We start from the raw sequence: 23,971 nt of genomic DNA on the forward strand, positions 1-23,971 counted from the left end.
CTGTCAGGGTTGGCGAGTGCGACGTCAGTGCCGTGTCAGTGCCGACTCATAGTGTTGATCCATGGACGCACACAGCGCAGACGGATCCGAAGACGGGTTCGTGGATCCGGAGCCCTGGCTCGCGGATCCCGAGGTCTTCACTGAAATCGATCGGTGGTGTGCAAGCCTGCGCACGCTCGGACCGTCGCAGTCTGCCAAGGACTCGCAGCTAAGGATCCACACACTCGAACGTCTCGCCTCCACCATTGCCGCAGTGCAGTCCCGCGAGGCCGTCTCACTGCACAATTTCCGCAGGCGCGAGGACCTCGCCAACGGTCTGCCCAAGAAACAGCGCGGCGTCTATGCCGGGGACGAGATCGCCCTGGCCAAGCGCGTCTCACCGGCCACCGGACGGAAGTTCCTCAGCAGGTCGCGCACTCTCTGCCAGGACCTGCCGAAGACCTACGCCGCCTTGAGCGAGGGAGCGATTCCCGAGAGCCGTGCGCAGATCGTCGCCGAAGGGACCGCGAAGCTGAGTCGCCGCGAGAGGAAGATCGTCGACAAGGAGCTGGAGGGTCGACTCACCTGGACGGGCAACAGACGCGTGGCTCGTGAAGTGCGCGGGCTCGTCCAAGAGATCACTGCCGATACTGCCGCCGACCGTGCCGCCGCGGCTGCCGAACAGCGTCACGTGTCCCTGCGCTGCCTCGACGACGGGATGGCGCGGATCAATGCCGTCCTGCCGATGGTTCAGGCCGTTGCCGTCTTCGACGGTCTGCGGGAGGCCGCACTCAGCCGGGCCGCGACGGCGAGTCGGGGCGCTGACGATGCCGGCGAGGGTGGCGATGGTGGCGCCCCCTCCGCCGCCGGCGATCTCGCCGGAATCCGACGGACCGAGAGGCAGCTGATGGCCGATGTGCTTGTCGAACAGCTCACCGGTCAATCGAGAGCCGGCGACGTACCCACACAGGTCCACATCGTGATGGAGGCCGAGAGCCTCTTCGCCGACGGCAGAGTCCCCGCCTGGCTGCCCGAGCACGGCCCGCTGCCGGCGCGGACGGCACGGGAATTCCTCACGGCGAACGAAGCCGACACCTACCTCCGGCGCGTCTTCACCGCACCCGAATCCGGGAAATTGGTTTCGATGGACCAACGTCGACGCAATTTCAGGGGACTTCTGCGTCGCATGCTCATCTTCCGCGACGACGTCTGCCGCACCCCGTGGTGCGATGCCCCGATCAAGCACGCCGACCATGTCAGGCCGGCGGCCGAGGGCGGCCAAACCGAATGGTCGAATGCCTCAGGCCTGTGCGCCTCGTGCAACTTCGCCAAGGAGCACGCGGGATGGCGGCACGAGGCCACGGCCGAGGGCCTGACGGTGATCACTCCCACCGGCACCTACACCGCCGAGGACGCACCGCTCGTGACGAAGCTGCGCCGATCGGCCGATGGGTCAGCAGTTGGGCAGAACCCGGTCACGCACAGCACCGAGGAGAACAGTGCCGTCGAGAAGCTCTTCGCCGAGCGGATCCTGCGGGATACGGGCTGACCGCCCACGGGGCGCAAGCGCCTCGCTCGGTCGCCGCCGCCCTCGATCACTCGCCGATGGCGACCTCGATGATCCGGCGCACCGGACCGCCGTCTTTCGGTCTCTCGATCTCTTTCATGACGGCATCGGCGTCATCGGCCTTTGCGTAGTCCCAGCCGAAGGCGGCGGCGAGCGCATCGAATCGGCGCCCGTGCGGCACGGTGAAATAGCGTTCGAGGTACTGCTCGACGTGGCCTTGGGAGTGTTCGAGGCCGGAGAAGATCGCACCGCCGTCATCGTTGAGGATGACGATGGTGACGTCTCCGACCTCTTCGCTGCTCGGGGTGAGCAGCCCCCCGACGTCGTGGAGCATCGCCACGTCGCCGATGAGGAGGACGACATGGTCGCCGAGTCCGAGCGAGAGTCCCGTCGCCGTCGACACCAGTCCGTCGATGCCGGCGAGACCACGCGAGGCGTGGATGTGCGCGCGAACCTCGGTGACCTTGCTGAGGTAGCGGACCGAGTTCGAACTCGCGACGAACAGGGTGATCGGCGAAGCGGCGAGACGTTCGGTGATGGCGCGGGCACGCGAGGCAGGTTCTGTCGATCGCGCGACGAGCTCCTGCCCCGCCTCGGTCCACTTCCGGCACCACTGGGCTCGATCAGGACGTGCCGGTGCTCCGTCGATTGCGTCCGCGCCTGCGCTCGAGGGCGCTTCCGTCTTCACCTCGAGCCTGAGGGCATCGACGTCATCGGGCAGGCGCTGGATCTGCACCCCCTCGTCGGCCAACAGCGCGGCAACGGGACGAGTCAGGGTCGGTTTGCCGTGGACGATGACGGTGTCGACGGCCGCGCGCAGCTCGGCTCGCTGGCTGAGCACCTCGGCATGGGCGGGCACGAACGTCCGCGAGCCTCTCGTGTCGAAGCTCAGGGGGCTCGAGGGCTCGGCAAGCACCGGCAGGCTGTGCGCTTCCGCGAGCTGCCGCAGAGAATCGGCCGGGTGACCGCCCGCGTCACCGCCGGCGATGACGGTGGCCTCGGTGATGCGCAAGCGGTGAGTGGGCGCCGGCTCTGCACCAGTGTCCGGCTCGCCGCCGGACTCGTGCCGCAAGCCCTCGATTTCGCACTTCCAGGCACCCAGCTCCTCTTCGCTGGGCACCAATGGCACGTCGAACTGCACATTGAACTGGACCGGACCGGATGCTCTCTGGCCGACTCCGCCGATCTCGCCCACGGCCCGGCCGACCGCCTCGGCGAGCCAGGTTTCAACGTCGCCCACTTTGCCGTATTTGCCGCCACCGAGGGAATCACTGCCGCCGAGGGCAGGCACGTCGAAGCGAGCCCGCACATCGCTGAGCACCCGCGACTGGTCGTCTATCGTCTGATTCGCCCCGGTCCCCCGTAGCCTGGCGGGGCGATCGGCGGTGATCGCAATGAGAGGCAGGCGCCCGTACGAGGCCTCGAGGATCGCCGGATGGAGGTTCGCCACGGCCGAACCCGAGGTCGTGATGATGGCGACGGCTCCCGACGCATTCGACCCCGACTCAGAGGCAGCGCCCGCTTCGCGACCCCGAGCCGCGCGCAGCCCGCGCGCCAGACCCAGCGCCAGGAACCCGGCATCGCGCTCATCGATGCGCACATGCGTGCGGATCAGCCCCGCCTCGGCGAGTGGAGCGAGCGCATAGATCAAGGGCGCCGACCTGGAACCGGGCGCAATGACGACGTCCGTGACCGAAGAGGCGACCAGGGCCCGGGCAATCTGCTGCGCCACTGCGCTCGAATTCGACATCACCTGATATTCAACCACTAACCCACCTGCGGTTCACATTGGCCGACTACGCTCGACCCATGCGCCGATCGATCCTCATTGCGGTTGGAGCGCGTGCCATCCGTTCGCTGACCGCCGCCCGCTCCCACCGCGGACGCTTCCCCACCCTCGACCAGAACAGCTCATTCCTCGGCCCCGAACCCCGGGGCAAGGATGCCCGCAAGTGGCATATCCGAGACAAGCGCAAGCTCTCACCCCGCTTGCGGGAGTTCTTCATCTACTCCCCCGCCCTCGGCCGCACCGTCGGTGTCAGGGTGCTCCTGCCCGGCATCCCTGCCGAGGTCAGCCCCGTCATCCACCTCTACCATGGGGGCGGCGACGACTTCCGGTCATGGACCGACTTCGGTGCCGCGGAGGAGCTCACCCTCAACTCCCCCTATCTCATCGTCATGCCCGACGGCGGCGCCGGAATCTATTCGCGGTTGGCCGTCGGCAGCGAGGTCCATGACTGGCCGCGCTTCCACAACGTCGAGATCCCCGACTTCCTGCGCAAGACCTATTCCGTCGGCTTCGCACCGGAGAGCCAGCTGCTGGCCGGCCTGTCGATGGGCGGCTATGGGGCGATGAAGTATGCGGCCTGGCATCCCGACCGCTACAGCGGTGCCGCGGCGTTCTCCTCTCCGCTCGATCCGCTCTCCGCCGTCCCGGCCTTCGACATCATCGCCATGCGCGAGGGCGCGAAGTCGATGACGATCTTCGGCGACCCCACCTCCGACCGCAGCGAATGGATCGCCAACTCGCCCTACGGTCTCGCCGAGAACCTCCGCGGGCTCGACCTGTGGTTCAGCGCCGGCTCGGGCAGCCTCGAAGAGTCGAAGGACCGGGACCTGCTCGAGTCGATGATCAACAGTCAGGGCGAGCGCTTCTCCGCGCGCCTCAACGCCTTGGGCATCCGCCACTCCTGGTTCCCGCGCACCAGCGGGCTGCACAACTGGACGAGTTGGGAGCGTGAGCTCGGCGCATGGCTGAAGACGCTCGAGCGCCGTCGCGACTATGGAGATTCGAACCGTCGGACTCGACCGCGCCGAGAGGTCGCCGACGGTGGGGAGTTCTCCTTCCTCACCGGGCACGCTCTCTTCGACATCCACGGGTGGCGGGTCGAGATCTCACGCCGCCGGGCACAGATCGTGCGCTTCGGCGAGGTCAGCGCGGCCGGCTTCTCGCTCAGCGGCACCGGCAGCTTCCGGGTTCGCACGCCCGGCCTCTACACCCCGAACGGACGCTACGACATCTCGGTCTCGGGTCCGACCGGGGACAACGCCTACCAGCAGCGCGCGGACAAGAAGGGACGTCTGACCTTCACCGGACGGCTGGCCGCGGCCATGCACGACCCGATCATCCCGGGAAAGCGCACCCAGCACTTCACCACGCTGGGACAGGAGGAGATCATCACCGTGCGGATCGCCTCGGCGCCGGAGGACTCGACCACGATCGTCTCGCGCGACTCGCAGGCCGACTCGCAGGCCGATGTGTCGGATCCGGCACACGTCGACGACGAAACCGGTCAGAGCTCCGCATATGGTTATACCGGTCGCACTTCCGCGGCCGCGCAATCTCCTTCGGAACGCTGACTCGAGAGGTCAACCATGAAACGCATACTCCCAGCCATCGCTCTCATCGCCGGACTGTCCCTGGCAGGCTGCACCGGAGGCGGTGAGGGACAGACTCAGGACGAGGGCGGCAACGATCCTTCGCAGGCGGCAGCGGCCGAGGAGTCACAGGTGACTCAGCTCGACGAGGCGAAGCTCAAGGAGATCCTCGAGTCCACCGATGCCGACGGGCAGACCTTCAAGTCCATCGACACCGGCTCTTCCTCGGGAAGCGAAGCACTCAAAGCCATGGAGAACGCCGAATTCGAACCGGCCGAATGCAAAGACCTGACCATGGCCGCGCTCAACGCCTCGCAGGCCAGCAAGGGCACCACGGTCGCCGGTGCCTCCTCGGACAGCACGCTCTCGGTCGGTCTGAGCAGCTTCGCCGACGAAGGTGCCGCCGAATCGCAGCTGCAGAACTCGAGCAAGGTCACCGAAGAATGCAACGATGTCACCATCAAGACCCAGGGCATTGAGATGACGATGAAGTTCGAGCCCTTCGACGCCAGCGTCGCCGGCGCCGACGAAACCGTCGGAGTCAAGGCCACGATCGATGCCGGTGGTCAGACGGTGCTGAATACGAGCTCGATCAACGCCCGCGTCGGAAACAACATCGTCGCCGCCGCCAACATCGCCGACATCGACGAGGCGACGGTCGGCAAGACCGCCGAGACCTTCGTCGAAGCCGTCCAGAACGCGGGCTGAGTCAGCGTCTCAGCGTGACGGCCTCTCAGCTGCGCAGATAGGCCCAGCACTGCCGCACTCGGTCGGCCCACCACTCGAATCGTCCCGGATCCACCGCCAGCTCCTGCAGGCGGTCAGGGTCCGGGACGATTCGCGTCACGGGTATCTCTCCGTCGACCGGTCGCATCCCCGCGTCATCGGCGACGACATCTGCGCCGAAGAGCCGCACCGTGCCCAGCCCGCAGGCCGGGCTCGCCCCGAGGATCTCCCGACTGCGTGCGGTGTGAGGAAGCTGGGCGGCCAGCTCGGCCCCGGCGGCCAGACCGACCGAGGACTCGAGCGCGGAGGAGACCACTGCCGGCAGGCCGCATGCCTCGATGATGGACCGCGCGGCCGCCACTCCGCCGAGGGGCTGGACCTTGACTATGATCACCTCGGCAGCACCGAGTTCAGCCACGCGCATCGGATCCTCGGCCTTCCGGATCGACTCGTCGGCGGCGAGCACGATCGGCAGACCGCGCGCATCGAGGTCCTCACGCAGTCGCGCCAGCTCCTCGACAGCGGCGACCGGCTGTTCGAAGTATTGGAGGCCGAGGCCCGCGAACTCATTGCAGGCACGCAGAGCATCGGTGCGGGAGTATCCGGCGTTCGCATCGAGGCGCAGCGTCGTGTCAGGAAACAGCCGGCGGAATTCCTGCAGCCTCTCGCGATCCGCAGGCAGGGAGTCGATCCCGTGCTCGGCGACCTTCGCCTTGACGGTGCCGACCCGGCCATAGCGGGCGAGGATCGGCTCGACTTCGCCGGGAGCACAGGCCGGCAGAGTCGCATTGACGGCGACGGACCGCGCAGGTGCGCTTGGCGCGGCAGGACTCAGGGGCGCACTGGCGCCGAGACCTGCGAACTCGAGGGCCGCCCGCAGCCACCGCGAGGCCTCGGCGGTGCCGTATTCGAGGAACGGAGAGAACTCCGCCCATCCGGCAGGACCTTCGAACACGACGATCTCCCGCTCGGTGATCCCGCGGAAACGCGTGACCATCGGCAGCCGCAGCACATGCATCCGGTCGACGAGGTCACCCACCGAGTCGAGACCTGCGGAACCGTGCACCCCGCTCTCACTGGCAATCATGCGGCCAGCCTATCGCCTGGGCCGCAGCGCCCGGACCCCGACGCCGCCTCACCCCACCGCCGCACAGGCGATAGGCTGGGGACCATGACGGTTTCTGACATCTTCGACCCTTCCCAATGGCGCGAAGTCTCCGGCTTCGACTTCACCGACATCACCTACCACCGCGCCGTCAACCCCGACGGAAGCGACCTCGGCTGCGTGCGCATCGCCTTCGACCGCCCCGAGGTCCGCAACGCCTTCCGCCCGCACACGGTCGACGAACTCTATCGGGCCCTCGACCACGCTCGGCAGACCTCGGACGTCGGTGCGGTCCTGCTGACCGGCAACGGACCGAGCCCGAAGGACGGCGGCTGGGCCTTCTGCTCCGGCGGCGACCAGCGCATCCGCGGACGCTCCGGCTACCAGTACGCCGAGGGAGAGACCCGCGAAACGGTCGACCCCGCCCGGGCCGGACGCCTGCACATCCTCGAGGTCCAGCGCCTCATCCGCACCATGCCCAAGATCGTCATCGCCGTCGTCCCCGGCTGGGCCGCCGGCGGCGGGCACAGCCTCCACGTCGTGTGCGATATGACCATCGCCTCGGCCCAGCATGCGAAGTTCAAGCAGACCGACGCCGATGTCGGCTCCTACGACGCCGGCTACGGCTCCGCCTACCTCGCGAAGCTCGTCGGGCAGAAGAAGGCCCGCGAGATCTTCTTCCTCGGCCGGACCTATTCGGCCCAGGACATGGCCGAGATGGGGGCTGTCAACGAGGTCGTCGACCACGCCGAACTCGAGACCGCGGCGCTGACCATGGCCCGTGAGATCCTCGGCAAGTCCCCGAACGCGCAGCGGATGCTCAAGTTCGCGTTCAACCTCGTCGACGACGGACTCATGGGCCAGCAGGTCTTCGCCGGTGAGGCCACCCGTCTGGGTTACATGACCGACGAAGCCGTCGAGGGCCGAGACGCCTTCCTCGAGAAGCGCGACCCCGACTGGGCCCCCTACCCCTGGTACTACTGAGCGCGCCGAGGCGAACCGTGGACTCCCCCGCCATGCAGGCCACCGAGCTGACCCCGTCCGAGCTTCCCGAGGCCATCGACCGGGCCCTGAACGGTGATTCGATCCTCGTCCTGCCCCGCACTCGGGACGGTGCCATCGCCGAGGTGGAGCCGGGTTCCTGGGCAGGTTCCGGTCCGGCTCCGGCCCTCATCCTCTTCACCTCCGGATCGACGGGCGCAGCCAAAGGCGTGGCCCTGTCCGCCGAGGCCCTGACCACCTCGGCGTGGGCAACCGAGCGATTCCTCGCCGGTCCCGGCGTGTGGCACCTGTGTCTGCCGGTCAACCACATCGCGGGCTTCCAGGTGGAGCTGCGGGCCCGGCTGGCCGGACGCGCACCGGTGCGGACCACCTCGGCGAGGTTCACCGGCGATTCCTTCGCCGCCGAAATCGAGGACCTCCTCACCGGCGCCGGGGAGCGTCCCGCCTACACCTCCCTTGTGCCCACTCAGCTGCACCGCGTGCTCGAGAACGAGCAGGCCAGCGCCGCGGCCGCCCGCTGTGAGGCGATCCTGCTCGGCGGTTCATCGATCTCACCGGCGCTGCTCGACCGGGCGGACGAGCGCGGACTGTCCATCGTGCGCACCTACGGGATGAGCGAAACCGCGGGCGGCTGCGTCTATGACGGCATCCCCTTCGACGGGGTCGCCGTCACCATCTCCGAGGCGGGCACGATCGACCTGCACGGCGATGTCGTCGCCGAGACCTACGTCGACATCGGCGACGACGGCACCATTACCGCGCTGCCCAGCACGACGCTGACGCGCGACGGACAGGGCAGGAGGATGATCCGCACGAGCGATCTCGGACGCCTCGATGCCGGTGTGCTCACGGTCCTCGGCCGTGCCGATGACATCATCATCTCCGGGGGTGAGAACGTCTCGCCGCATGCCCTCGAGACCGGGCTGCTGCCGAGCTGGCAGAAGCACGGCATCGCCGAGGTGCTCGTGACCTGGGTGCCCGACGAGGAGTGGGGGAAGCGGATCGTCGGCCTCGTCCGACTCGGCGACGACGTCGACTCCGCGGTGGAGGAGACGCTCGATTCCCCACGTGGGCTCGCCCGTCTCCTCACCGGCCTCGACCACGGAATGGGCGGCCTGCTGCCCACCGAGGTCTTCGTCGTCGAGCAGATCCCCAACCGCTCGATCGGCAAACCCGACCGACGAGCCGCGGCAGATCTGGCGCTGCGTCTCGAGGGGCCGGACGCCGAATACCCTATGAAGTGAACTATCGGTAAAATGAGACGGTTCCGACATTCGTGAGGAAGGTATCCCACCCATGGCAACTGCCGCGCAGTGGATCTCCGGTGCACGCTTACGGACCCTGCCACTGGCAGTCGCCCCCGTTCTCATCGGAACCGGAGCCGCGATCGGCTCGCTCGGCGGCTTCACCGCATTCATCATCGATGACTTCAGCGATAATGCCTCACACCTGTCAATGCCGCAGATCCTGTTCCGCGCAGTGCTGGCGCTGATCGTCTCCCTCTGCCTGCAGATCGGCTCGAACTTCGCCAACGACTACTCCGACGGCGTCCGCGGCACCGATGACGTCCGCGTCGGCCCCGTCCGGCTGACCGCAACGGGACTGGCGGAACCGGCCGCGGTCAAACGCGCAGCCTTCGGCTTCTTCGGCCTCGCCGGAGTCGTCGGGGTCGCACTCGTGCTCATCGCCCAGGCCTGGTGGTTCCTCTTCGTCGGGGCTGCCGCCGTGGCCGCCGCCTGGTTCTACACGGGCGGAAAGCGCCCCTACGGGTACATGGGCCTCGGCGAGGTCTTCGTCTTCATCTTCTTCGGCCTCGTCGCCACTCTGGGCACGATGTGGATGCAGGTCGGCGAGCTCACCCTCAGCGGCTGGGCCGGTGCCGTGGCCATCGGATCGCTGGCCTCGGCGGTCCTCATGGTCAACAACCTCCGCGACATCCCCACCGATCTCGACGCGGGCAAGATCACAATGGCGGTGCGTCTCGGGGACAATCGGGCGCGCATCGCCTACGCCGTGCTCGTGCTGCTTCCCTTCGCCCTGCTGGCTCTGGCCATCCTCGACGGACATCCTACGGTGGCGCTGGCGATCCTCGCGCTCGTGCTCGCCTTGAACCCGCTGAAGACGGTGCTGCGGGGCACGACGGGCCCCGGTCTGATCCCGCCGATCAAGTCCACGGGCCTGACTGCCCTGTGCTTCGCGGGACTGATGGGGCTCGGACTGGCGCTTTAGCGGTCTTCGTTCTCGTCGACGATGTGGTCCTCGACGGATTCGTCGACGCCCTTCTTCTTGGGCCGGTTCGCCCGCTTCGCCACGCGTTCTTCGATCTCCTCGGCGACCTTGGTGCGCATCCTGCCGAGGAACAGGTAGCTGAGCAGGGCCCCGATGAGAATGGCCGCCACGGCCATGACGAGGTTGAACCCGAGGAAGGGCTGCAGCACCAATCCGACGGCGACGATGATGCCCAGGCGGGCGAGCGTATAGATCCAGAAGTTTCGCATTGGCACCATTTTAGTCCGTTCTCGTGACCGTTTCGTCACCGCCCGCCTGAGTGGGTGTTCAGGTTCGTGGACTATCCTTGGATCATGGCACGACTACTCATTGCCGCGATCGTCCTGGCGGCAGCGGTGACACTGTACGGACTCTTCGATTGCCTGTTGCGCGATCGGGGTCTGGTCCGAGTCCTGCCCAAACCCGTGTGGGCGATCATCATCCTCGTCCTCCCCGTCCTCGGGTTCGTCCTGTGGTACATCTTCGGACGCGGTTCGGAGGACAAGCCCTCCCAGGCGCCGCGCCGCCGCGGACCGACCGCTCCTGACGACGATGAGGACTACCTGCGCAAGGTCGATCGCGACGTCAAACTCGGCAAGCACGCCCCCGAGCCGCCCAAGTCCGAGGACACGAAGCCCTCATCCCCTGAGCCGCCGGTCACGGACGCCGACGACGCCTCGGGCGATACCGGTGAGCGTGACTCCAACACCGACGAGCACGGCTCGAAGGGCGAGGGCCGCGGCCACTCGAACTGAGCGCAGTCCCGCTCGAACCGACACTTCCGAGACGCTTCGGAGACAGTTCCGAACAGAAACAAGCCCGGATCGGCAATCAGCCGATCCGGGCTTGTTGCATCTCTTCACGCCAGTCCCTCGCGCAATGGCCTGCCGCCGAGCAGAGGCAGAGTCCCGACCAGGCGGGTGAGCGTGGATGAGAGTGGCATCCTCCGCCGAAGGGCCGGTCGGCCCTACGGCCGTCGGCTCAGTCGAGGCCTGAGTACGAGTGCAGTCCGTTGAAGTAGACGTTGACGACGGTGAAGTTGAAGATCACCGCGGCGATGCCGATGAGGTTGAGCACCGCCACCTTCGTCGGACCCCAGCCGCGCGTCGCACGGGCATGGAGGTAGGCGGCGTAGATGACCCAGACGACGAAGGTCCAGATCTCCTTCGAATCCCAACCCCAGTAGCGGCTCCAGGCCACCTCGGCCCAGATGGCGCCGGCGATGAGGGTGAAGGTCCAGGTGATGAAGCCGACCGCGGCGATCGTGTAGGAGATCCGCTCGAGGTCGACGCTCGATGGCAGACGGTGCATGAACCGCAGCCACTTCGGGTCCTTCGTCTCATGCACGCTTTTCAGGATCTGGAACACCGCGAGGATCGCTGAGATGTAGAGCAGCGCGGTGGAGAGGATCGCGATCGGCACGTGGATGGCGATCCAGTACGAATCGAGGGCGGGGATGAGCTTGGCCGCCGGGGTGTAGAAGACCGTGATCGCCAGTCCCAGGCACAGGAGCACTCCCCCGGAGACGAAGGTGCCGAGGTAGCGGACGTCCTTCTTGATGTTGACGGTGAGGTAGACGAGCACGGTGATCGCGGTGGCGGTGAGCACATACTCCATCATGTTGCCCCACGGCACCCGCATCACGGACAGGGCGCGAGTGATCACCGCGGCGGCGTGGAGGAGGAACGCAAGCACGAGCAGGGAGGTGCCGATCCGGGCTCCCCGGCGACGTTTGGCCCGGCTCGTGGAGCTCGATGTGCTCGGGGCCGCCTCGTCGTCCTCGGTCTCCGGCGGATCGAGGACGGCCGTGGTGGCGGTCTTCCGATTCGTCCGGCGCACCGTCGAGACCTTGGCGGTCGCGGCCACCTTGTCCTGTGTGGTCTTGAGCTCTCGGCCGCCGAAGAGGTCGAAGGCAAAGAAGATCATGGCGACCGCATAGACGATCATCGCCGAGATGATCAGCTGGTTCGACCACATTGCGAGGTCAGTGTTGACGTCCATTCATCCTCCGCACCACGGGTGCTCTTCCATTGCGTCGTTCGGTTGCTGCATTCTCGGTCTGCCGCGTCGGCGGTCGCCGTGTCGCGATGGCCGACAACCGCACTCCGCGGCAATTCTACTCCGCGTAGTGGTGATAGCTCATCTTTTGCTCCGGCCGCGGGAATCGGTCGGGCTCTTCGGGGCGTCTCGGCCCTCCGCGTCATCCGGGTCGTCATCGTCATCGCGGAGGTCCGCGGCCAGGTCCGTGGCCGCACGTTCGACCATCGGATCCTCACCGCGGGCCAGTGCCGCCACCTCGACGGCGCCGTCCTTGATCCGCACCCACATGCGCCGCCGCGGAATGAACAGGGAGAGTCCGAGTCCGAGGAGGACGAAGATCGCACTGGCGAGCATGAGACCCTGCGTGGGGTCCTGGGAGATGTCGACGGCGATGTACTTCTTGACCCCGTCGAAGGTCACGGAACCGCCGTTGGGCAGCTTCTGCGTGTCGCCCTCGGACAGTTGGATGAGCAGCGGATTGCCCGAGGCGTCGGTCATCTCCGTCATGTTCTCCGCGTCGAGGGAGTACACGGACTGCGGGGTGCCGTTGTCGAGGCCGAGGTCGCCGGTGTACCCGCTCATCACGAGGTAGGGGTTGCGCAGCTCGGCGAAGCTCGAAACCAGCTCGCCGTCCTCGTTCTGCGTGGCCGTGGGCAGGAAGACTCCCACGAAGCCCATCTGCGTGCCGGCGGCATCGGGGACCTTGATGACGCCCTCCGAGGTGTAGCCCGGGTCTCCGCCGTCGGGGATGAACACCTGCGGACCGGACTGGACGATATCGCCCTTGGCATCGCGGACCGTGATCTCCGGGGCGTAGCCGTTGCCGGTCAGGTACACCCCGGTGCTGCCGACGCGGACGGGTTCGTTGACGCGCAGGACATGCGATTCGGACTTCCCGTCGGCGGTCGCGGTGACCTTCGCATCGAACGTCCGCGGCTGACCGAACTGATTGCCCGCCGCGCGGTCGTCGAAGGTCGAGGTGAAGCTGTCGAGCTTGAGCCGGAAGTCGGGCAGATTGTCGGCATCGTAGTAGGAGCCCGGTTCGAAGGAATCGTAGGCGACGAGCGAGTTCGTGAAGGTGTCGCCTTCGACGAGGATGCGCTGGCCCTGGTAGCCGAACAGAGACCCGATCGCCATGGTCAGCGTGGCCACGAGCAGGGCGATGTGGAACACGAGGTTGCCGGTCTCACGCAGGTACCCGCGTTCGGCGGCGATGTGGTCGGAATGACGCGAAGTGCGGTAGCCGAGCTTCTTCAGCCGCGCCTGCGCGGTGTCGAGGAAGGCTTCGTCGGCCGCGGCCCGGTCCCCGGACCCGTCCTCATCCCTCGCCGAGGTGAACGCCACGTATCCGGGCATCCGCCCCAACCGCCTCGGCGCCTTGGGAGGTGCCGAGCGCATCGCCTTCCAATGCTGGGCGGAGCGCGGGATGACACAGCCGATGAGCGAGATCATCAGGAGCAGGTAGATCGCGGAGAACCAGATCGATGAGTACACATCGAACATCTGGATGGTGTCGAGGAACTCGCCCCAGGCCCCGTTGTTCTCGAGGAAGGTGTTGACTCGGCCCGGGTCCTGGATCCGCTGCGGCAGCAGGGAGCCGGGAATCGCGGCGAGGGCGAGGATGAGCAGGAGGATGAGTGCCACACGCATCGTCGTCAGCTGTCGCCACGCCCACCGGCACATGCCGATGAATCCGAGCTGCGGCTGAGTCACGTTCGTCTTCGCGGCGCCTGACTTCGCCTTCGCGGCCTTCGCCTCGGCGGACTTCTTCTTCCCGTTCGACGGTTTGGTTCGCTCCGTCACTAGATCACCACTTCGAATCCATAGATCAGTCCCTGCAGGTTCGTCATCCACAGGTTCCAGAGTCCGCTGACCATGACCAGGCCGAGGACGATGAGCAGGATGCCACCGACCCGCACGATCGTCGTCTGGTGCCTGCGCACCCAGGTCAGGCGGCCCGCGCCCTTGTGGATCGCGATGGCCAGGAGGATGAAGGGAATGCCGAGTCCCAGGCAGTAGACGAAGGCCAGCAGCGTCCCGCGCCAGATCGAGCCGTCGCCGCCGAAGCCGACGGACATCGCCAACACCGCGGACAGGGTCGGTCCCACGCAGGGAGCCCAGCCGAGGGCGAAGGTGGCACCGAGGACGGGGGCACCCCAGAGTCCGGCCTTGGGTCTGGCCTGGATCCGGTGCTCTCTCTGCAGCAGGCCGAAGCCGCCCATGAACACGAAGCCGGCGATGATGACGACGGCGCCGAGGATGCGGATGAGCACTCCCTGCCACTGGGAGAACACCGCACCCAGGGCCGAGAATCCGGTACCCAGGGCCACGTAGACGACGGTGAAGCCGAGGACGAAGAGGGCGATGCCGACGACGACCTTCCACGTCTGCTTGTCCTTGAGCGAGGAGCCGGAGAGTCCGGTGACATAGCCGACGTAGCCGGGGACGAGCGGCAGCACGCAGGGCGAGACGAAGGACACCACACCCGCAAGGGCGGCCGCGCCCGCGGCGAGGAGCAGCGGGCCGGTGAGAACCGTCTGGGCGAAGTCCGCCCCGATCCCACTCACTCGGCCTGCACGTCCTCGATGAGTCCCTTCAGCGTCGAGGCGTCCACCTCGCCGACGACCCGGGCCGCGGCCCGCCCTTCGGCGTCGAGGACCACGGTCGACGGCGTGGCCTGCGGAGGAAGCACGCCCGAGAGCAGGGCGACCATGTCACCGTCGGTGTCGAGCATGTTCGCGTAGGGCACCTGGTAGTTGGAGATGAACGCATTCGCCGCGGCTTCCTGGTCGCGGACGTTGACGCCGATGAACTGCACCTTGTCACCGAATCCCTCGGACACGGATTTCAGGTCCGGAGCTTCCTTCCGGCAGGGCGGGCAGGCCGCGTACCAGAGGTTGATGACCACGGGGGTGGGGCGGAGCTCGGCCAGGGACATCGACGTGCCGTCGAGGGTCTCGAACTCGAGTTCCAGCGGCTCACCGCGATCCTTGACCGCGACCTGGGAGACGACTCCGGAACCGGAGACGTAGCCCTGGTCGGATCCGGCCTGATCGGCCAGCTCATCGTTCTCGCTGCAGGCGTTGAGCACCACGGCGGTGCCCGCGATCAGTCCCGTCAGCAGAGCGCGTCGGTTGAGCGGATTGGGCCCTCCACTCATGCTCCTGCCACCGCTTGACCGGGCTGCAGATCTGCACAGATGCTCTCGTAACTCACGGATACAAGTGTGGCCGAATCGAATGTGAAACTCGTGATAGAAGCCAGGTCACACTCCCGCTTCCGCGGGTCGTGGACGAGCGAACGGGACTCCCCCGCCAGACGCGACATCCAGATCGGCAGCTGGTGAGAGACGATGACGCCTTCGGCTTCGGGCCCGTACCCGGCCAGCTTCGCCCGCAGGCTGGCCATGGCCGCCTGCATGCGCAGCACGATCTGCTTGTACGGCTCACCCCAGGACGGAGTCAGCGGGTTGTACAGGCGCACGAGGTTGCGCGGTTCGGCGAGCCTGCGGGGGCCCAGCTTCTGCCCCTCGAAGGAGTTCGCGGCCTCGATGACCCGGTCGTCGGTGTGTACCGGCAGACCCAGCTTCTCGTGCAGCGGCGCGATCGTCTGTTGGGCACGCAGCAGCGGTGAGGCCACGAGCAATGCGGGGCGGGTCGAGGCAGCGGCGAAGTGGTCACCGACCCGGCGGGCCATCTCGTGTCCGCGTTCGGTCAGCCCGAAGTTCGGCAGCCGACCGTAGAGGATGCCCTCCGGGTTGTCGACCTCGCCGTGGCGGACCAGGTGGATGACCGTCATGCCGTGGCCTCGTCCGGCACTGCGGCCGCGGCCTTGGCGGCGGCGGGCAGGGCGGCGATGATCCGCTCGAGGATCTCATCGGTGTGGGCGTAGGAGAGGAACCAGGCCTCGAAGGCGCTCGGCGGCATGTGGATGCCGGCGTCGAGCATCGCATTGAAGAACGCCGAGTAGCGTGCGACGTTCTGCGAGCGTGCGTCGGTGTAGTCGACGACCTCACGGTCGGTAAAGAAGACCGAGAACATCGAATTCGCCGACTGGATGACGTGGGCGACGCCTTCGGCCTCGAGGCTCGCTGCGACCGCGGGGCGCAGGATGTCCGCGGCGCGGGCGATGTGGCTGTAGACGTCGAGTTCGGTCGTGAGCTTCAGCGTCGTCAGTCCGGCCGCCGTGGCCACGGGGTTCCCGGATAGGGTTCCCGCCTGGTAGACGGGACCGGAGGGAGCGAGGTGGGCCATGACATCGGCGCGACCGCCGAAGGCCGCCGCGGGGAAGCCGCCGCCCATCACCTTGCCGAAGGTGAACAGGTCGGCCGGACCCTCCGGGTACCCCAGCGACTCCGCTTCGAAGCCGTACCAGCCTGCGGCGGAGACGCGGAACCCGGTCATCACCTCGTCGCTGATCATCAGCGCGCCGTGCGCCTTCGTCAGCTTTCGGATGGTGTTCGTGAAGCCCTCGCGCGGCGGCACGACGCCCATGTTGCCGGGGCTGGCCTCGGTGATCACACAGGCGATGTCCGCTCCGTGTTCGGCGAAGACGGCCTCGAGTCCGGCGGCATCGTTGTAGTCGACGACGATCGTGTCCTGCGCCTGGGCTCCGGTCACTCCGGGGGTGTCAGGCAGGGAGAAGGTCGCCAGGCCGGATCCGGCCTGGGCGAGCAGGGAGTCGACGTGTCCGTGGTAGCAGCCGGCGAACTTCACGACCTTGGACCGGCCGGTGTATCCCCTGGCCAGACGGATGGCCGACATCGTCGCCTCGGTGCCCGAGGAGACCAGGCGCACCTGGTCGACGGGGTCGACGCGGGCGACGATCTCCTCGGCGAGTTCGACCTCACCGGTCGAGGGTGTGCCGAAGGAGAAGCCCTTGACGGCGGCCTCCTGGACGGCGGCGAGCACCTCGGGGCGGGAGTGGCCCATGATCATCGGCCCCCAGGAGCCGATGAGGTCGATGTAGTCGTTGCCGTCGGCATCGCGCAGCCAGGCCCCGGTCGCCGAGGTGATGAAGCGCGGGGTGCCGCCGACGGCTTTGAAGGCCCTCACCGGGGAGTTCACTCCGCCGGGGATGACGTGTTCGGCCCGGGTGAACAGGGCCGCCGAGTTCGCTGTCTGTGCTGTCATGGGTTCTCCTGATTGTCTCGCCGGGGTCAGGGTCGGGCTGGACGGGGTCAGTCGCAGGGGTGGCTCGGGTCGGCGTCGATATCGCGCATGTGCGCGGTGACCTTGGTGAAGATCCGCCCCAGAACGGCCATCTCCTCGGGATCGAGCAGATCGACGAGGTGCTCGCGGACTCCGGTGACGTGGGTCGGGGCGGCTGCGGTGAGCAGCTCCCATCCGGCCTCGGTCATCCGGCAGTTCACGCCGCGTCCGTCCTCGGGGATCGCGAAGCGCTCCAGCAGGCCCTTCTTCTCCATCCTGGCCACACTGTGGGTCAGCCGCGACCGCGACATCGTCGTGTCGCTGGCCAGCAGCGCCATCCGCATCGTCCGGTCCTCGTGTTCGCTCAGCCGCACAAGGATCTCGTACTCGGGCATGCCGATGCCGTGCTCCTCGCGGATCTCCTTGTCCAGCTGCGCGGTGAGCAGCTGGTGTCCGGTGAGGAAGCTCCTCCAGGACTTCTGGTCGACGGTGCTCAGCCAGCGGGTCTCGCTCATGGCTTCGGTCCGTTCAGGCCCTGGGCGACCTCGGTCGCCCAGTAGGTCAGAATCGCGTCGGCGCCGGCACGTTTGAAGGCGATGAGTGATTCCTCGATCGCCCGTTCGCGGTCGATGGCGCCGGCGGCGGCCGCGAATTCGATCATCGCGTACTCCCCCGACACCTGGTAGGTCCAGACCGGCACGAGCGACTCGCGGGCGACCTCGGCGAGGACATCGAGGTAGGGCAGTCCGGGCTTGACCATGACCACATCGGCGCCTTCGGCGAGGTCGAGGCTGAGTTCGCGCATCGCCTCGCGTCCATTCGCGGGATCCTGCTGGTAGGTCTTGCGGTCGCCCTGGAGTTCGGAGTCCACGGCCTCCCGGAAGGGACCGTAGAAGGCCGAGGCGTATTTCGCGGTGTAGCCCATGATCACGGTGTCGGAGAATCCGGCCTCGTCGAGGGCTTCGCGGCAGACCGCGACCTGGCCGTCCATCATCCCCGAGAGTCCGAGGACCTGGGCACCGGCGCGAGCTTGGGCCACGGCCATCGCGGCGTAGCGGGACAGGGTGGCGTCGTTGTCGACACCGCCGGCGGAGTCGAGGACTCCGCAGTGTCCGTGGGAGGTAAATTCGTCGAGGCAGAGGTCGGCCATGACCACGGTGTCCTCGCCGAGGTGCTCGGCCAGAAGGCCCAGAGCGCGGTTGAGGATGCCATCGGGGGCATCGGCCTGGGATCCGATCTCGTCCTTGTGCTCGGGGATGCCGAAGAGCATGAGGCCCCCGACCCCGGCGTCCACGGCCTCACGGGCGGCCTCGAGCAGACTCTCCAGCGTGTGCTGCATGACGCCGGGCATCCCGCCCAGCGTCACGGGCTCGTTCAGTCCCTCTTTGACGAACATCGGCAGGATCAGCTCGGCGGGGTGCAGCCTGACCTCGGAGACGAGGCGGCGCAGGGCCGGGGTGGTGCGCAGGCGGCGGGGGCGGACGGTTCCGGGTACCAGGGACATCTCAGGCCTTCTTTCTGCGGCGTGTCTGACTGGGCCGGCTCGGGGTCGTCCCGGCGGCCAGGTCCTCCTGCCGCTTCGCGAGTGCATAGTCGACGAGTCCGTCGATGAGTGAGGTGAGGTTGGCTTCCTCGGCCAGCACGTCGACGCGCAGTCCGTGCTCGGCTGCGGTGTTGGCCGTGGCCGGGCCGATGCAGCAGATCACCGAGCTCGGCGCCGGTTTGCCGGCGATGCCGACGAGGTTGCGCACCGTCGAGGAGGAAGTGAAGAGGAAGGCGTCGAAGTCGCCGGCCTTGATGGCCTCGCGGATCGGTGCCGGCGGCGGAGAGGCCCGGACGGTGCGATAGGCGGTGACGTCGTCGGGGTCCCAGCCCTTCTCGAGCAGTCCGGACACGAGCACTTCGGTGGCGATGTCGGCGCGCGGCAGCAGCACCGTGTTCATCGGATCGAGGTCTTCGACGTGCTCGGGCCAAGAGGCGGCAAGGCCTCGGGCCGAGTGTTCGCCCTCGGGCACGAGGTCGGGGGTGATGCCCCAGTCCGTGAGCGCGGCGGCGGTGCGCCCGCCGACCGCTGCGACCTTGACCCCGGCGAGGGCACGGGAGTCGAGCCCGAAGTCCTCGAACCACATCCGCACGGCCCGCACAGCGTTGACCGAGGTGAATCCCACCCATTCGTAGGAGCCGTCGACGAGCCCGCGGATGGCCTTCTCCATCTGCGTCGGGGTCCGCGGGGGCTGGACGGCGATCGTCGGCACGACGGTGCCGACGGCACCCAACTCTCCGAGCGCCTCGGCGGTGGAGGTGCCCTGTTCCTTGGTCCGCGGGATGAGGACCTGCCAGCCGAAGAGCGGCTTGGACTCGAACCAGCCGAGTTCGTCCCGCGAATCCACACCTTGTCCCATGATGACCACCATACGGTCCGAACCGCTGTGGACCATCGTCAGGGCCTGGCGGAGGGTGGTTTCGATGCTCGTCTGCTCGGTCGTGGAGACGTCCCAGCCCAGCAGCACCGTCGTCTCCTCGTCCCAGCCGTCGTCGAGCAGGGCGCGGATGGCCTGCTCGTGTCCGGCGGCGGAACCCGTGAGGACGTGTGTGGTGTTGCGGTGGCGGGAGACATCGACGTGGGTCTGCGGTCCGGCTTCGATGAAGCGGACTGAGCGGACCCGGTTCGTCGTCAGCGCGGTGCCGGTGAAGGCCGCGGTCGACGCGGACAGGCCCACACCCGGGACGATCTCGACCTCGACCTCGGCCTTGCGGCACACGACAGCCTCGGCGGTGGTCGTGGTGAAGATGATGCCGTCGTCGTTGCTCAGCCGGACCACGGTCTTGTCGGGGCGGGCGAGCTCGGCGAGCTTGCGCCCGCGGGTCGAGGCCGTGGCGCCGAGGGAGGAGGCCTCGATGAGTTCGGCGGCCTGGGGGACGTAGGCGGTGACGATCTCCGAATGCACATCGGTGTCGTAGACGACGAGTTCGGCATCGGCGAGGATGTCGGCCCCGCGCATGGTCATCAGTCCGGCTTCGCCGGGCCCGCTGCCGATGAAGACGACGCGCGGTGCCTCGGGCAGCAGCCGGCGCGGCTGCACCTGTCCCGTCTGGCTCGAATTCGCTCCGGCGTCGCTCGTCATACCTGCTCCTGGGCCTTGACGGGGGTGAGGTGGTCCGCCGAGGCGGCGGGGTCGATGCCGAGCTGACCCAGCAGGTCCTCGGCGGCGGCGATACCCAGCTCGTCGGCGATGCGGGCGAGTTCCTTCCCGGCGATCGAGACCGCGGTCTCGGACTCGGAGGACCAGTCGACATCGGGCACGATCGGCAGTTCGGCACGCTGGCGGGTGCGCGCGAGCTTTCCGTCGTCATCGGCCATGACGGCGTCGACGACGAATTCCCGACCGTCGATCGTGGCCAGGGCTCCGATGGGGGCCGAGCATCCGGCCTCGGCGCGGGACAGGATGGCCCGTTCGCAGGTCACCGCCAGGTCGGTGGTGACATCGTGGAGGCGGCGCAGAGCGGCCCGGACCTCGACGTCGGCGGCCATGGCGTCGGTGTCCACGGCGTAGGGGCTGTCGGCACCCCGGGTCTCCACGGCCAGGGCACCCTGGCCCGGCGCAGGCAACATGGTGGTGAAGTCGAGGGAGTCGGTGGCCTCGGCCAGTCGTCCGATGCGGCGGACTCCGGCGGCGGCGAGGACCACCGCGTCGAGGCGGCCGTCGCGGACGTGGGCGATGCGGGTGTCGACGTTGCCGCGGACCCCGCGGACCTCGATGTCGGGGCGGGCGGCACGCAGCTGCACGGCACGTCGGGGCGAGCCGGTGCCGATCACGGAGCCGGCGGGCAGTTGGGACAGGCTGAGCCCGTCACGGCCGATGAGGACGTCGGCGGGGTCGACCCGGGGTGGGATCGCGGCCATCTGGATGCCCGCCTCGGGGGTGGTGGGCAGGTCCTTGAGCGAGTGCACGGCGATGTCGATCTTGCCCTGGTGCAGGGCCTGCCGGACGGCGGAGACGAAGACGCCGGTGCCGCCGAAGCCGGCCAGGGGCGACATATTGACATCGCCTTCGGTGACGACCTCGACGATCTCGACTCGCCAGCCGGTCAGGGCGGCGAGCTGATGGGCGATCGCCGTGGACTGGGAGCGGGCGAGCTGGGAGCGGCGGGTGCCGAGTCGGATGGTCCGGCCGGAGAAGTTCTCGGGTTCGACGACGTCGAGGGTGTGATCGGCCACGGGACGGATCCCGTCGGCCTCGATGTGGTTCGGGCTCGAGGCGGTCGCGACCTTCGTCTCGGGTTTCGTGATCGCGTGGGCGACCTTGTTCGTGGGCAGGTCGAAGAGCTGCATGAGGGCCTGCGCGTAGTCCACGTCGGTCTCGCTCACGGCCAGTTCCTTGACCTTGACGGTCGGGGTGTGGATGAGCTTCTCCGCGACCCGGTGCAGGGATTTGCGGACCTCCGCGAAGGACTTCGCGTCGATGCTTTCGCCCAGCTTCTTCTCCAGCCGGGCGGTTTCGGCTGCGAGCACGTCCTTGGCGTGGGAGCGCAGGGCGGTCACGGTCGGTGCCACGGCGCGCTCCTTGGCTCCGGTCTCGATCTTCGCGAGCTCCTCGTCGATGATCCGACGCACGGATTCCACGGTTTCGACGACTTGGGCGTCACGCTGCTTGTCGGAGCTGGTCAGCATGGTCCGGATCTCGCCGAGGCCGAACAGGGCGACGTGCTCGAATTCGCGGACGCTGGGGTCGATGTCGTGGGGCAGGGCGAGGTCGACGAAGGCCTTGTTCGCCGCGCCCTTGGGGTTCTGGGCGAGACCGGCGACGATGTCGTCACGGCCGACGACCACGGCGCGGGCGCCGGTGCAGGAGACGATGAGGTCGGCGTCGGCGATCTCCTCGGCCATGATCCGCGGTGTCAGTTCGCGGGCTCGTCCGCCCACTTCGGCGACGAGGCGCTCCGCCTTCTCAAGGGTCCGGTTGAGCACGGTGATTCGGCTGACGCCTTCTTTGTACAGACCCGAGACGACGAGCCCAGACATCGCGCCGGCCCCGATGACCAGCGCGTTCGCTGCGCGCAGGGAGCCGATGTGGGCGGCGGAGGCTTCGAGGGCGGCGCTGAAGAGAGAACGGGCGACCTCGTCGAGGCCGGTCTCCGAGTGCGCACGCTTGCCCACCCGCAGGGCCTGCTGGAGGGCGTGGGAGAGACCGGAAGTCAGTGCTCCGGCCGACAGCGAGTCGGTGAAGGTCGAGCGCAGCTGGCCGAGGATCTGGGCCTCGCCGATGGCCATCGAGTCGAGCCCGCAGGCGACCTTGAGCAGGTGCTGCATGGCCTGGGTGTCGTAGTGGGCATAGAAGTGCCCGGCGATGTCCGACCATTCCTTGTCGATCGAGGACACCAGCGCATTGCCGAGGTCGGCGAGCCCGCCGTGGAAGGCGGTGACGTCGGCGATGAGTTCGAGGCGGTTGCACGTGGAGAGGACGGCGAGTCCGTCCACGTTCTCACCGGCGATCGCGTCGCTGCGCAGCTCGGAGACCTCGCCGGCGCGGAAGGCCAGCGCATCGAGCATGTCGATCGGCGCCGACTGGTGCGAAATGCCGAGAACCAAGAGAGTCAATGCCTGTGCTCCTCAAAACCTGGATTGAGCGGTGCCGAATCAAGCGCCGAATAGTATGCGAGTACTTGCAGCTCACTGGCCAGATCGACCTGATGCACGCGGACGGTGTCCGGGGCGTCGAGCACGGTGGGTGCGAAGTTGAGGATGCCGCCGACTCCCGCGGCGGCGGCGGTGCGGGCTGCCGCCGGAGCGGCGGAGGCGGGCGCGGCCATGACCACGAGGTCGATGTGTTCGGGCCAGGTCGCAAGCTCGTCGAGGCGGGAGATCGTGATCCCGCCGATCGCGGTTCCGATCTTCTCCTCGTCGATGTCGAAGATCGCGATGAGTTCGAGGCCGCGGCGTCGGAATCCGGCATAGTCGGCCAGGGCCGAACCGAGGCGTCCGGCGCCGATGATGGCCACGCTCCGGGAGCGGTCGAGTCCGAGGAACGTCCGCAGCGTGGACGTCAGGTCCTCACACGAGTAGCCGACCCCGCGACGGCCCGAACGGCCCAGCTGTGACAGGTCCTTGCGCAGGATCGACGGCGACACCCCGCTATGCGCGGCGAGTTCATCCGAGGACACGGTGGTCCGACCAGTGGCACCGATCGTCTCGATCGCCTGCAGGTAGATCGGGAGTCGGGAGATCACGCGTTCGGGTACGTCCTTGCGAACGACACCCTCAATCCTGTTGGCGGACAGAATCTCGCCCACGAATCCGTGTCACTCCTTCATTCGATCTCATGCTCCCAGAGCGTCGAGCGCCCTGGTCAGCCGGTTCTTCTCGACCCGATGGAAGCTGTGCTGCCGCCCGTCGAGGAGGACCACCGGGACGTCCCAGCCGTACTGTCCGGCCAGGTCGTCGTCGGTGTCGATATCGACCTCGCGCACGCTCACGTCTCTGCCTCCGACCACCTCGGCGATGGTCTCACGTGCACTCTGGCACAGATGGCAGTCGACGCGGGTGAGGAAGGTCAGCTCGACCATGGTCTGCTCCTCATCGGGTGCAACAAACCCCGCCGAAATGAATTCGAGCGGGGGCGTAGGACCGTGACTCGGCCTTACTTCTTGTTGCGACGCTGGTGACGTGTCTTGCGAAGCTGCTTACGGTGCTTCTTCTTCGACATACGCTTGCGGCGCTTCTTGATGACTGAGCCCACGCGGGTACCCCTTGTGCTT

The 23,971-nt window shown here is 67.6% G+C and carries 23 protein-coding genes; 7 read left to right on the top strand and 16 right to left on the bottom strand.

Annotated elements, in window-relative coordinates; translation table 11 throughout:
- Positions 1-61 precede the first annotated feature (61 nt).
- Positions 62-1,528, top strand: coding sequence for an HNH endonuclease (locus tag CV023_RS14600; protein WP_230746937.1), 1,467 nt, complete (start codon positions 62-64; stop codon positions 1,526-1,528).
- A gap of 46 nt (positions 1,529-1,574) precedes the next feature.
- On the opposite strand, the gene CV023_RS14605 is transcribed toward CV023_RS14600, so the two are convergent.
- Positions 1,575-3,296: a thiamine pyrophosphate-binding protein gene (locus CV023_RS14605; RefSeq protein WP_230746941.1), complete on the bottom strand. Its 1,722-nt coding sequence runs from the start codon at positions 3,294-3,296 to the stop codon at positions 1,575-1,577.
- Between the two features lie 59 nt (positions 3,297-3,355).
- Between CV023_RS14605 and CV023_RS14610 the strand changes: the two genes are divergently transcribed.
- Together CV023_RS14610 and CV023_RS14615 are read left to right on the top strand one after the other, a co-directional pair.
- On the top strand, positions 3,356-4,906 hold the full coding sequence (locus CV023_RS14610) for an alpha/beta hydrolase (protein WP_230746942.1): 1,551 nt from the start codon (positions 3,356-3,358) through the stop codon (positions 4,904-4,906).
- A 15-nt stretch (positions 4,907-4,921) separates the two neighbouring features.
- Positions 4,922-5,632: a hypothetical protein gene (locus CV023_RS14615; RefSeq protein ID WP_230746945.1), complete on the top strand. Its 711-nt coding sequence runs from the start codon at positions 4,922-4,924 to the stop codon at positions 5,630-5,632.
- 25 nt (positions 5,633-5,657) lie between these two features.
- Here CV023_RS14615 and CV023_RS14620 read toward each other — a convergent pair whose 3' ends face one another.
- A complete protein-coding gene (locus CV023_RS14620) occupies positions 5,658-6,737 on the bottom strand; it encodes an o-succinylbenzoate synthase (protein WP_230746946.1) in 1,080 nt (359 codons plus the stop codon).
- Between the two features lie 84 nt (positions 6,738-6,821).
- On the opposite strand from CV023_RS14620, the gene CV023_RS14625 reads away from it, so the two are divergent.
- The 3 genes from CV023_RS14625 to CV023_RS14635 are packed head-to-tail and all read left to right on the top strand — an operon-like array spanning position 6,822 to position 9,986.
- Positions 6,822-7,739, top strand: coding sequence for a 1,4-dihydroxy-2-naphthoyl-CoA synthase (locus CV023_RS14625; protein WP_230746947.1), 918 nt, complete (start codon positions 6,822-6,824; stop codon positions 7,737-7,739).
- A gap of 17 nt (positions 7,740-7,756) precedes the next feature.
- A complete protein-coding gene (locus tag CV023_RS14630; RefSeq protein ID WP_230746949.1) occupies positions 7,757-9,001 on the top strand; it encodes an AMP-binding protein in 1,245 nt (414 codons plus the stop codon).
- Between the two features lie 52 nt (positions 9,002-9,053).
- The gene (locus tag CV023_RS14635) at positions 9,054-9,986 is read left to right on the top strand and encodes a 1,4-dihydroxy-2-naphthoate polyprenyltransferase (protein ID WP_230746951.1); all 933 of its coding nucleotides are present in this window, start codon (positions 9,054-9,056) and stop codon (positions 9,984-9,986) included.
- Here the strand turns inward: CV023_RS14635 and CV023_RS14640 are convergent.
- Entirely contained in the window at positions 9,983-10,255 is a 273-nt protein-coding gene (locus CV023_RS14640; RefSeq protein ID WP_230746952.1) for a DUF4229 domain-containing protein, read from the bottom strand. The genes CV023_RS14635 and CV023_RS14640 overlap by 4 nt on opposite strands.
- Before the next feature lie 84 nt (positions 10,256-10,339).
- On the opposite strand from CV023_RS14640, the gene CV023_RS14645 reads away from it, so the two are divergent.
- A complete protein-coding gene (locus CV023_RS14645) occupies positions 10,340-10,780 on the top strand; it encodes a PLD nuclease N-terminal domain-containing protein (RefSeq protein WP_230746954.1) in 441 nt (146 codons plus the stop codon).
- A 226-nt stretch (positions 10,781-11,006) separates the two neighbouring features.
- On the opposite strand, the gene ccsB is transcribed toward CV023_RS14645, so the two are convergent.
- The 13 genes from ccsB to CV023_RS14710 all read right to left on the bottom strand — a co-directional run bounded on the left by ccsB (position 11,007) and on the right by CV023_RS14710 (position 23,952).
- On the bottom strand, positions 11,007-12,026 hold the full coding sequence (gene ccsB, locus CV023_RS14650) for a c-type cytochrome biogenesis protein CcsB (protein WP_230746956.1): 1,020 nt from the start codon (positions 12,024-12,026) through the stop codon (positions 11,007-11,009).
- Between the two features lie 138 nt (positions 12,027-12,164).
- On the bottom strand, positions 12,165-13,868 hold the full coding sequence (gene resB, locus CV023_RS14655) for a cytochrome c biogenesis protein ResB (RefSeq protein ID WP_230746957.1): 1,704 nt from the start codon (positions 13,866-13,868) through the stop codon (positions 12,165-12,167).
- Complete coding sequence (locus CV023_RS14660) at positions 13,868-14,632, bottom strand: cytochrome c biogenesis CcdA family protein (RefSeq protein ID WP_230746959.1); 765 nt, start codon at positions 14,630-14,632, stop codon at positions 13,868-13,870. The genes resB and CV023_RS14660 overlap by 1 nt, the downstream gene beginning before the upstream one ends.
- On the bottom strand, positions 14,629-15,225 hold the full coding sequence (locus CV023_RS14665) for a TlpA family protein disulfide reductase (protein ID WP_230746961.1): 597 nt from the start codon (positions 15,223-15,225) through the stop codon (positions 14,629-14,631). Before CV023_RS14665 ends, CV023_RS14660 begins: the two co-directional genes overlap by 4 nt.
- The gene (locus CV023_RS14670; RefSeq protein WP_230746962.1) at positions 15,222-15,863 is read right to left on the bottom strand and encodes a histidine phosphatase family protein; all 642 of its coding nucleotides are present in this window, start codon (positions 15,861-15,863) and stop codon (positions 15,222-15,224) included. The genes CV023_RS14665 and CV023_RS14670 overlap by 4 nt, the downstream gene beginning before the upstream one ends.
- Positions 15,860-17,197, bottom strand: coding sequence for a glutamate-1-semialdehyde 2,1-aminomutase (hemL, locus tag CV023_RS14675; protein WP_230746963.1), 1,338 nt, complete (start codon positions 17,195-17,197; stop codon positions 15,860-15,862). The genes CV023_RS14670 and hemL overlap by 4 nt, the downstream gene beginning before the upstream one ends.
- A 47-nt stretch (positions 17,198-17,244) precedes the next feature.
- Positions 17,245-17,730, bottom strand: a complete 486-nt coding sequence (locus CV023_RS14680) for a MarR family winged helix-turn-helix transcriptional regulator (protein ID WP_230746967.1) — start codon at positions 17,728-17,730, stop codon at positions 17,245-17,247.
- Positions 17,727-18,719 (bottom strand): porphobilinogen synthase, encoded by a 993-nt coding sequence (gene hemB / locus CV023_RS14685; protein WP_230746969.1) that lies wholly within the window; start codon positions 18,717-18,719, stop codon positions 17,727-17,729. The genes CV023_RS14680 and hemB overlap by 4 nt, the downstream gene beginning before the upstream one ends.
- 1 nt (position 18,720) lies before the next feature.
- On the bottom strand, positions 18,721-20,340 hold the full coding sequence (locus CV023_RS14690) for a uroporphyrinogen-III synthase (protein ID WP_230746975.1): 1,620 nt from the start codon (positions 20,338-20,340) through the stop codon (positions 18,721-18,723).
- The gene (gene hemA, locus CV023_RS14695; RefSeq protein ID WP_230746986.1) at positions 20,337-22,814 is read right to left on the bottom strand and encodes a glutamyl-tRNA reductase; all 2,478 of its coding nucleotides are present in this window, start codon (positions 22,812-22,814) and stop codon (positions 20,337-20,339) included. Before hemA ends, CV023_RS14690 begins: the two co-directional genes overlap by 4 nt.
- Entirely contained in the window at positions 22,811-23,506 is a 696-nt protein-coding gene (locus CV023_RS14700; RefSeq protein ID WP_230746988.1) for a redox-sensing transcriptional repressor Rex, read from the bottom strand. Before CV023_RS14700 ends, hemA begins: the two co-directional genes overlap by 4 nt.
- A gap of 27 nt (positions 23,507-23,533) precedes the next feature.
- Positions 23,534-23,779, bottom strand: coding sequence for a glutaredoxin family protein (locus CV023_RS14705; protein ID WP_230746989.1), 246 nt, complete (start codon positions 23,777-23,779; stop codon positions 23,534-23,536).
- A gap of 74 nt (positions 23,780-23,853) precedes the next feature.
- A complete protein-coding gene (locus tag CV023_RS14710; protein ID WP_009882927.1) occupies positions 23,854-23,952 on the bottom strand; it encodes a 30S ribosomal protein bS22 in 99 nt (32 codons plus the stop codon).
- Positions 23,953-23,971: the final 19 nt, after the last annotated feature.

This window comes from Brevibacterium sp. CCUG 69071, assembly GCF_021023135.1.
Taxonomy (GTDB): Bacteria; Actinomycetota; Actinomycetes; order Actinomycetales; family Brevibacteriaceae; genus Brevibacterium.

Coding starts and splice junctions, on each gene's coding strand:
- CV023_RS14600 (WP_230746937.1), top strand. CDS start 62: ATGGACGCACACAGCGCAGACGGATCCGAAGACGGGTTCGTGGATCCG.
- CV023_RS14605 (WP_230746941.1), bottom strand. CDS start 3,296: ATGTCGAATTCGAGCGCAGTGGCGCAGCAGATTGCCCGGGCCCTGGTC.
- CV023_RS14610 (WP_230746942.1), top strand. CDS start 3,356: ATGCGCCGATCGATCCTCATTGCGGTTGGAGCGCGTGCCATCCGTTCG.
- CV023_RS14615 (WP_230746945.1), top strand. CDS start 4,922: ATGAAACGCATACTCCCAGCCATCGCTCTCATCGCCGGACTGTCCCTG.
- CV023_RS14620 (WP_230746946.1), bottom strand. CDS start 6,737: ATGATTGCCAGTGAGAGCGGGGTGCACGGTTCCGCAGGTCTCGACTCG.
- CV023_RS14625 (WP_230746947.1), top strand. CDS start 6,822: ATGACGGTTTCTGACATCTTCGACCCTTCCCAATGGCGCGAAGTCTCC.
- CV023_RS14635 (WP_230746951.1), top strand. CDS start 9,054: ATGGCAACTGCCGCGCAGTGGATCTCCGGTGCACGCTTACGGACCCTG.
- CV023_RS14640 (WP_230746952.1), bottom strand. CDS start 10,255: ATGCGAAACTTCTGGATCTATACGCTCGCCCGCCTGGGCATCATCGTC.
- CV023_RS14645 (WP_230746954.1), top strand. CDS start 10,340: ATGGCACGACTACTCATTGCCGCGATCGTCCTGGCGGCAGCGGTGACA.
- ccsB (WP_230746956.1), bottom strand. CDS start 12,026: ATGGACGTCAACACTGACCTCGCAATGTGGTCGAACCAGCTGATCATC.
- CV023_RS14665 (WP_230746961.1), bottom strand. CDS start 15,225: ATGAGTGGAGGGCCCAATCCGCTCAACCGACGCGCTCTGCTGACGGGA.
- CV023_RS14670 (WP_230746962.1), bottom strand. CDS start 15,863: ATGACGGTCATCCACCTGGTCCGCCACGGCGAGGTCGACAACCCGGAG.
- hemL (WP_230746963.1), bottom strand. CDS start 17,197: ATGACAGCACAGACAGCGAACTCGGCGGCCCTGTTCACCCGGGCCGAA.
- CV023_RS14680 (WP_230746967.1), bottom strand. CDS start 17,730: ATGAGCGAGACCCGCTGGCTGAGCACCGTCGACCAGAAGTCCTGGAGG.
- hemB (WP_230746969.1), bottom strand. CDS start 18,719: ATGTCCCTGGTACCCGGAACCGTCCGCCCCCGCCGCCTGCGCACCACC.
- CV023_RS14690 (WP_230746975.1), bottom strand. CDS start 20,340: ATGACGAGCGACGCCGGAGCGAATTCGAGCCAGACGGGACAGGTGCAG.
- CV023_RS14705 (WP_230746989.1), bottom strand. CDS start 23,779: ATGGTCGAGCTGACCTTCCTCACCCGCGTCGACTGCCATCTGTGCCAG.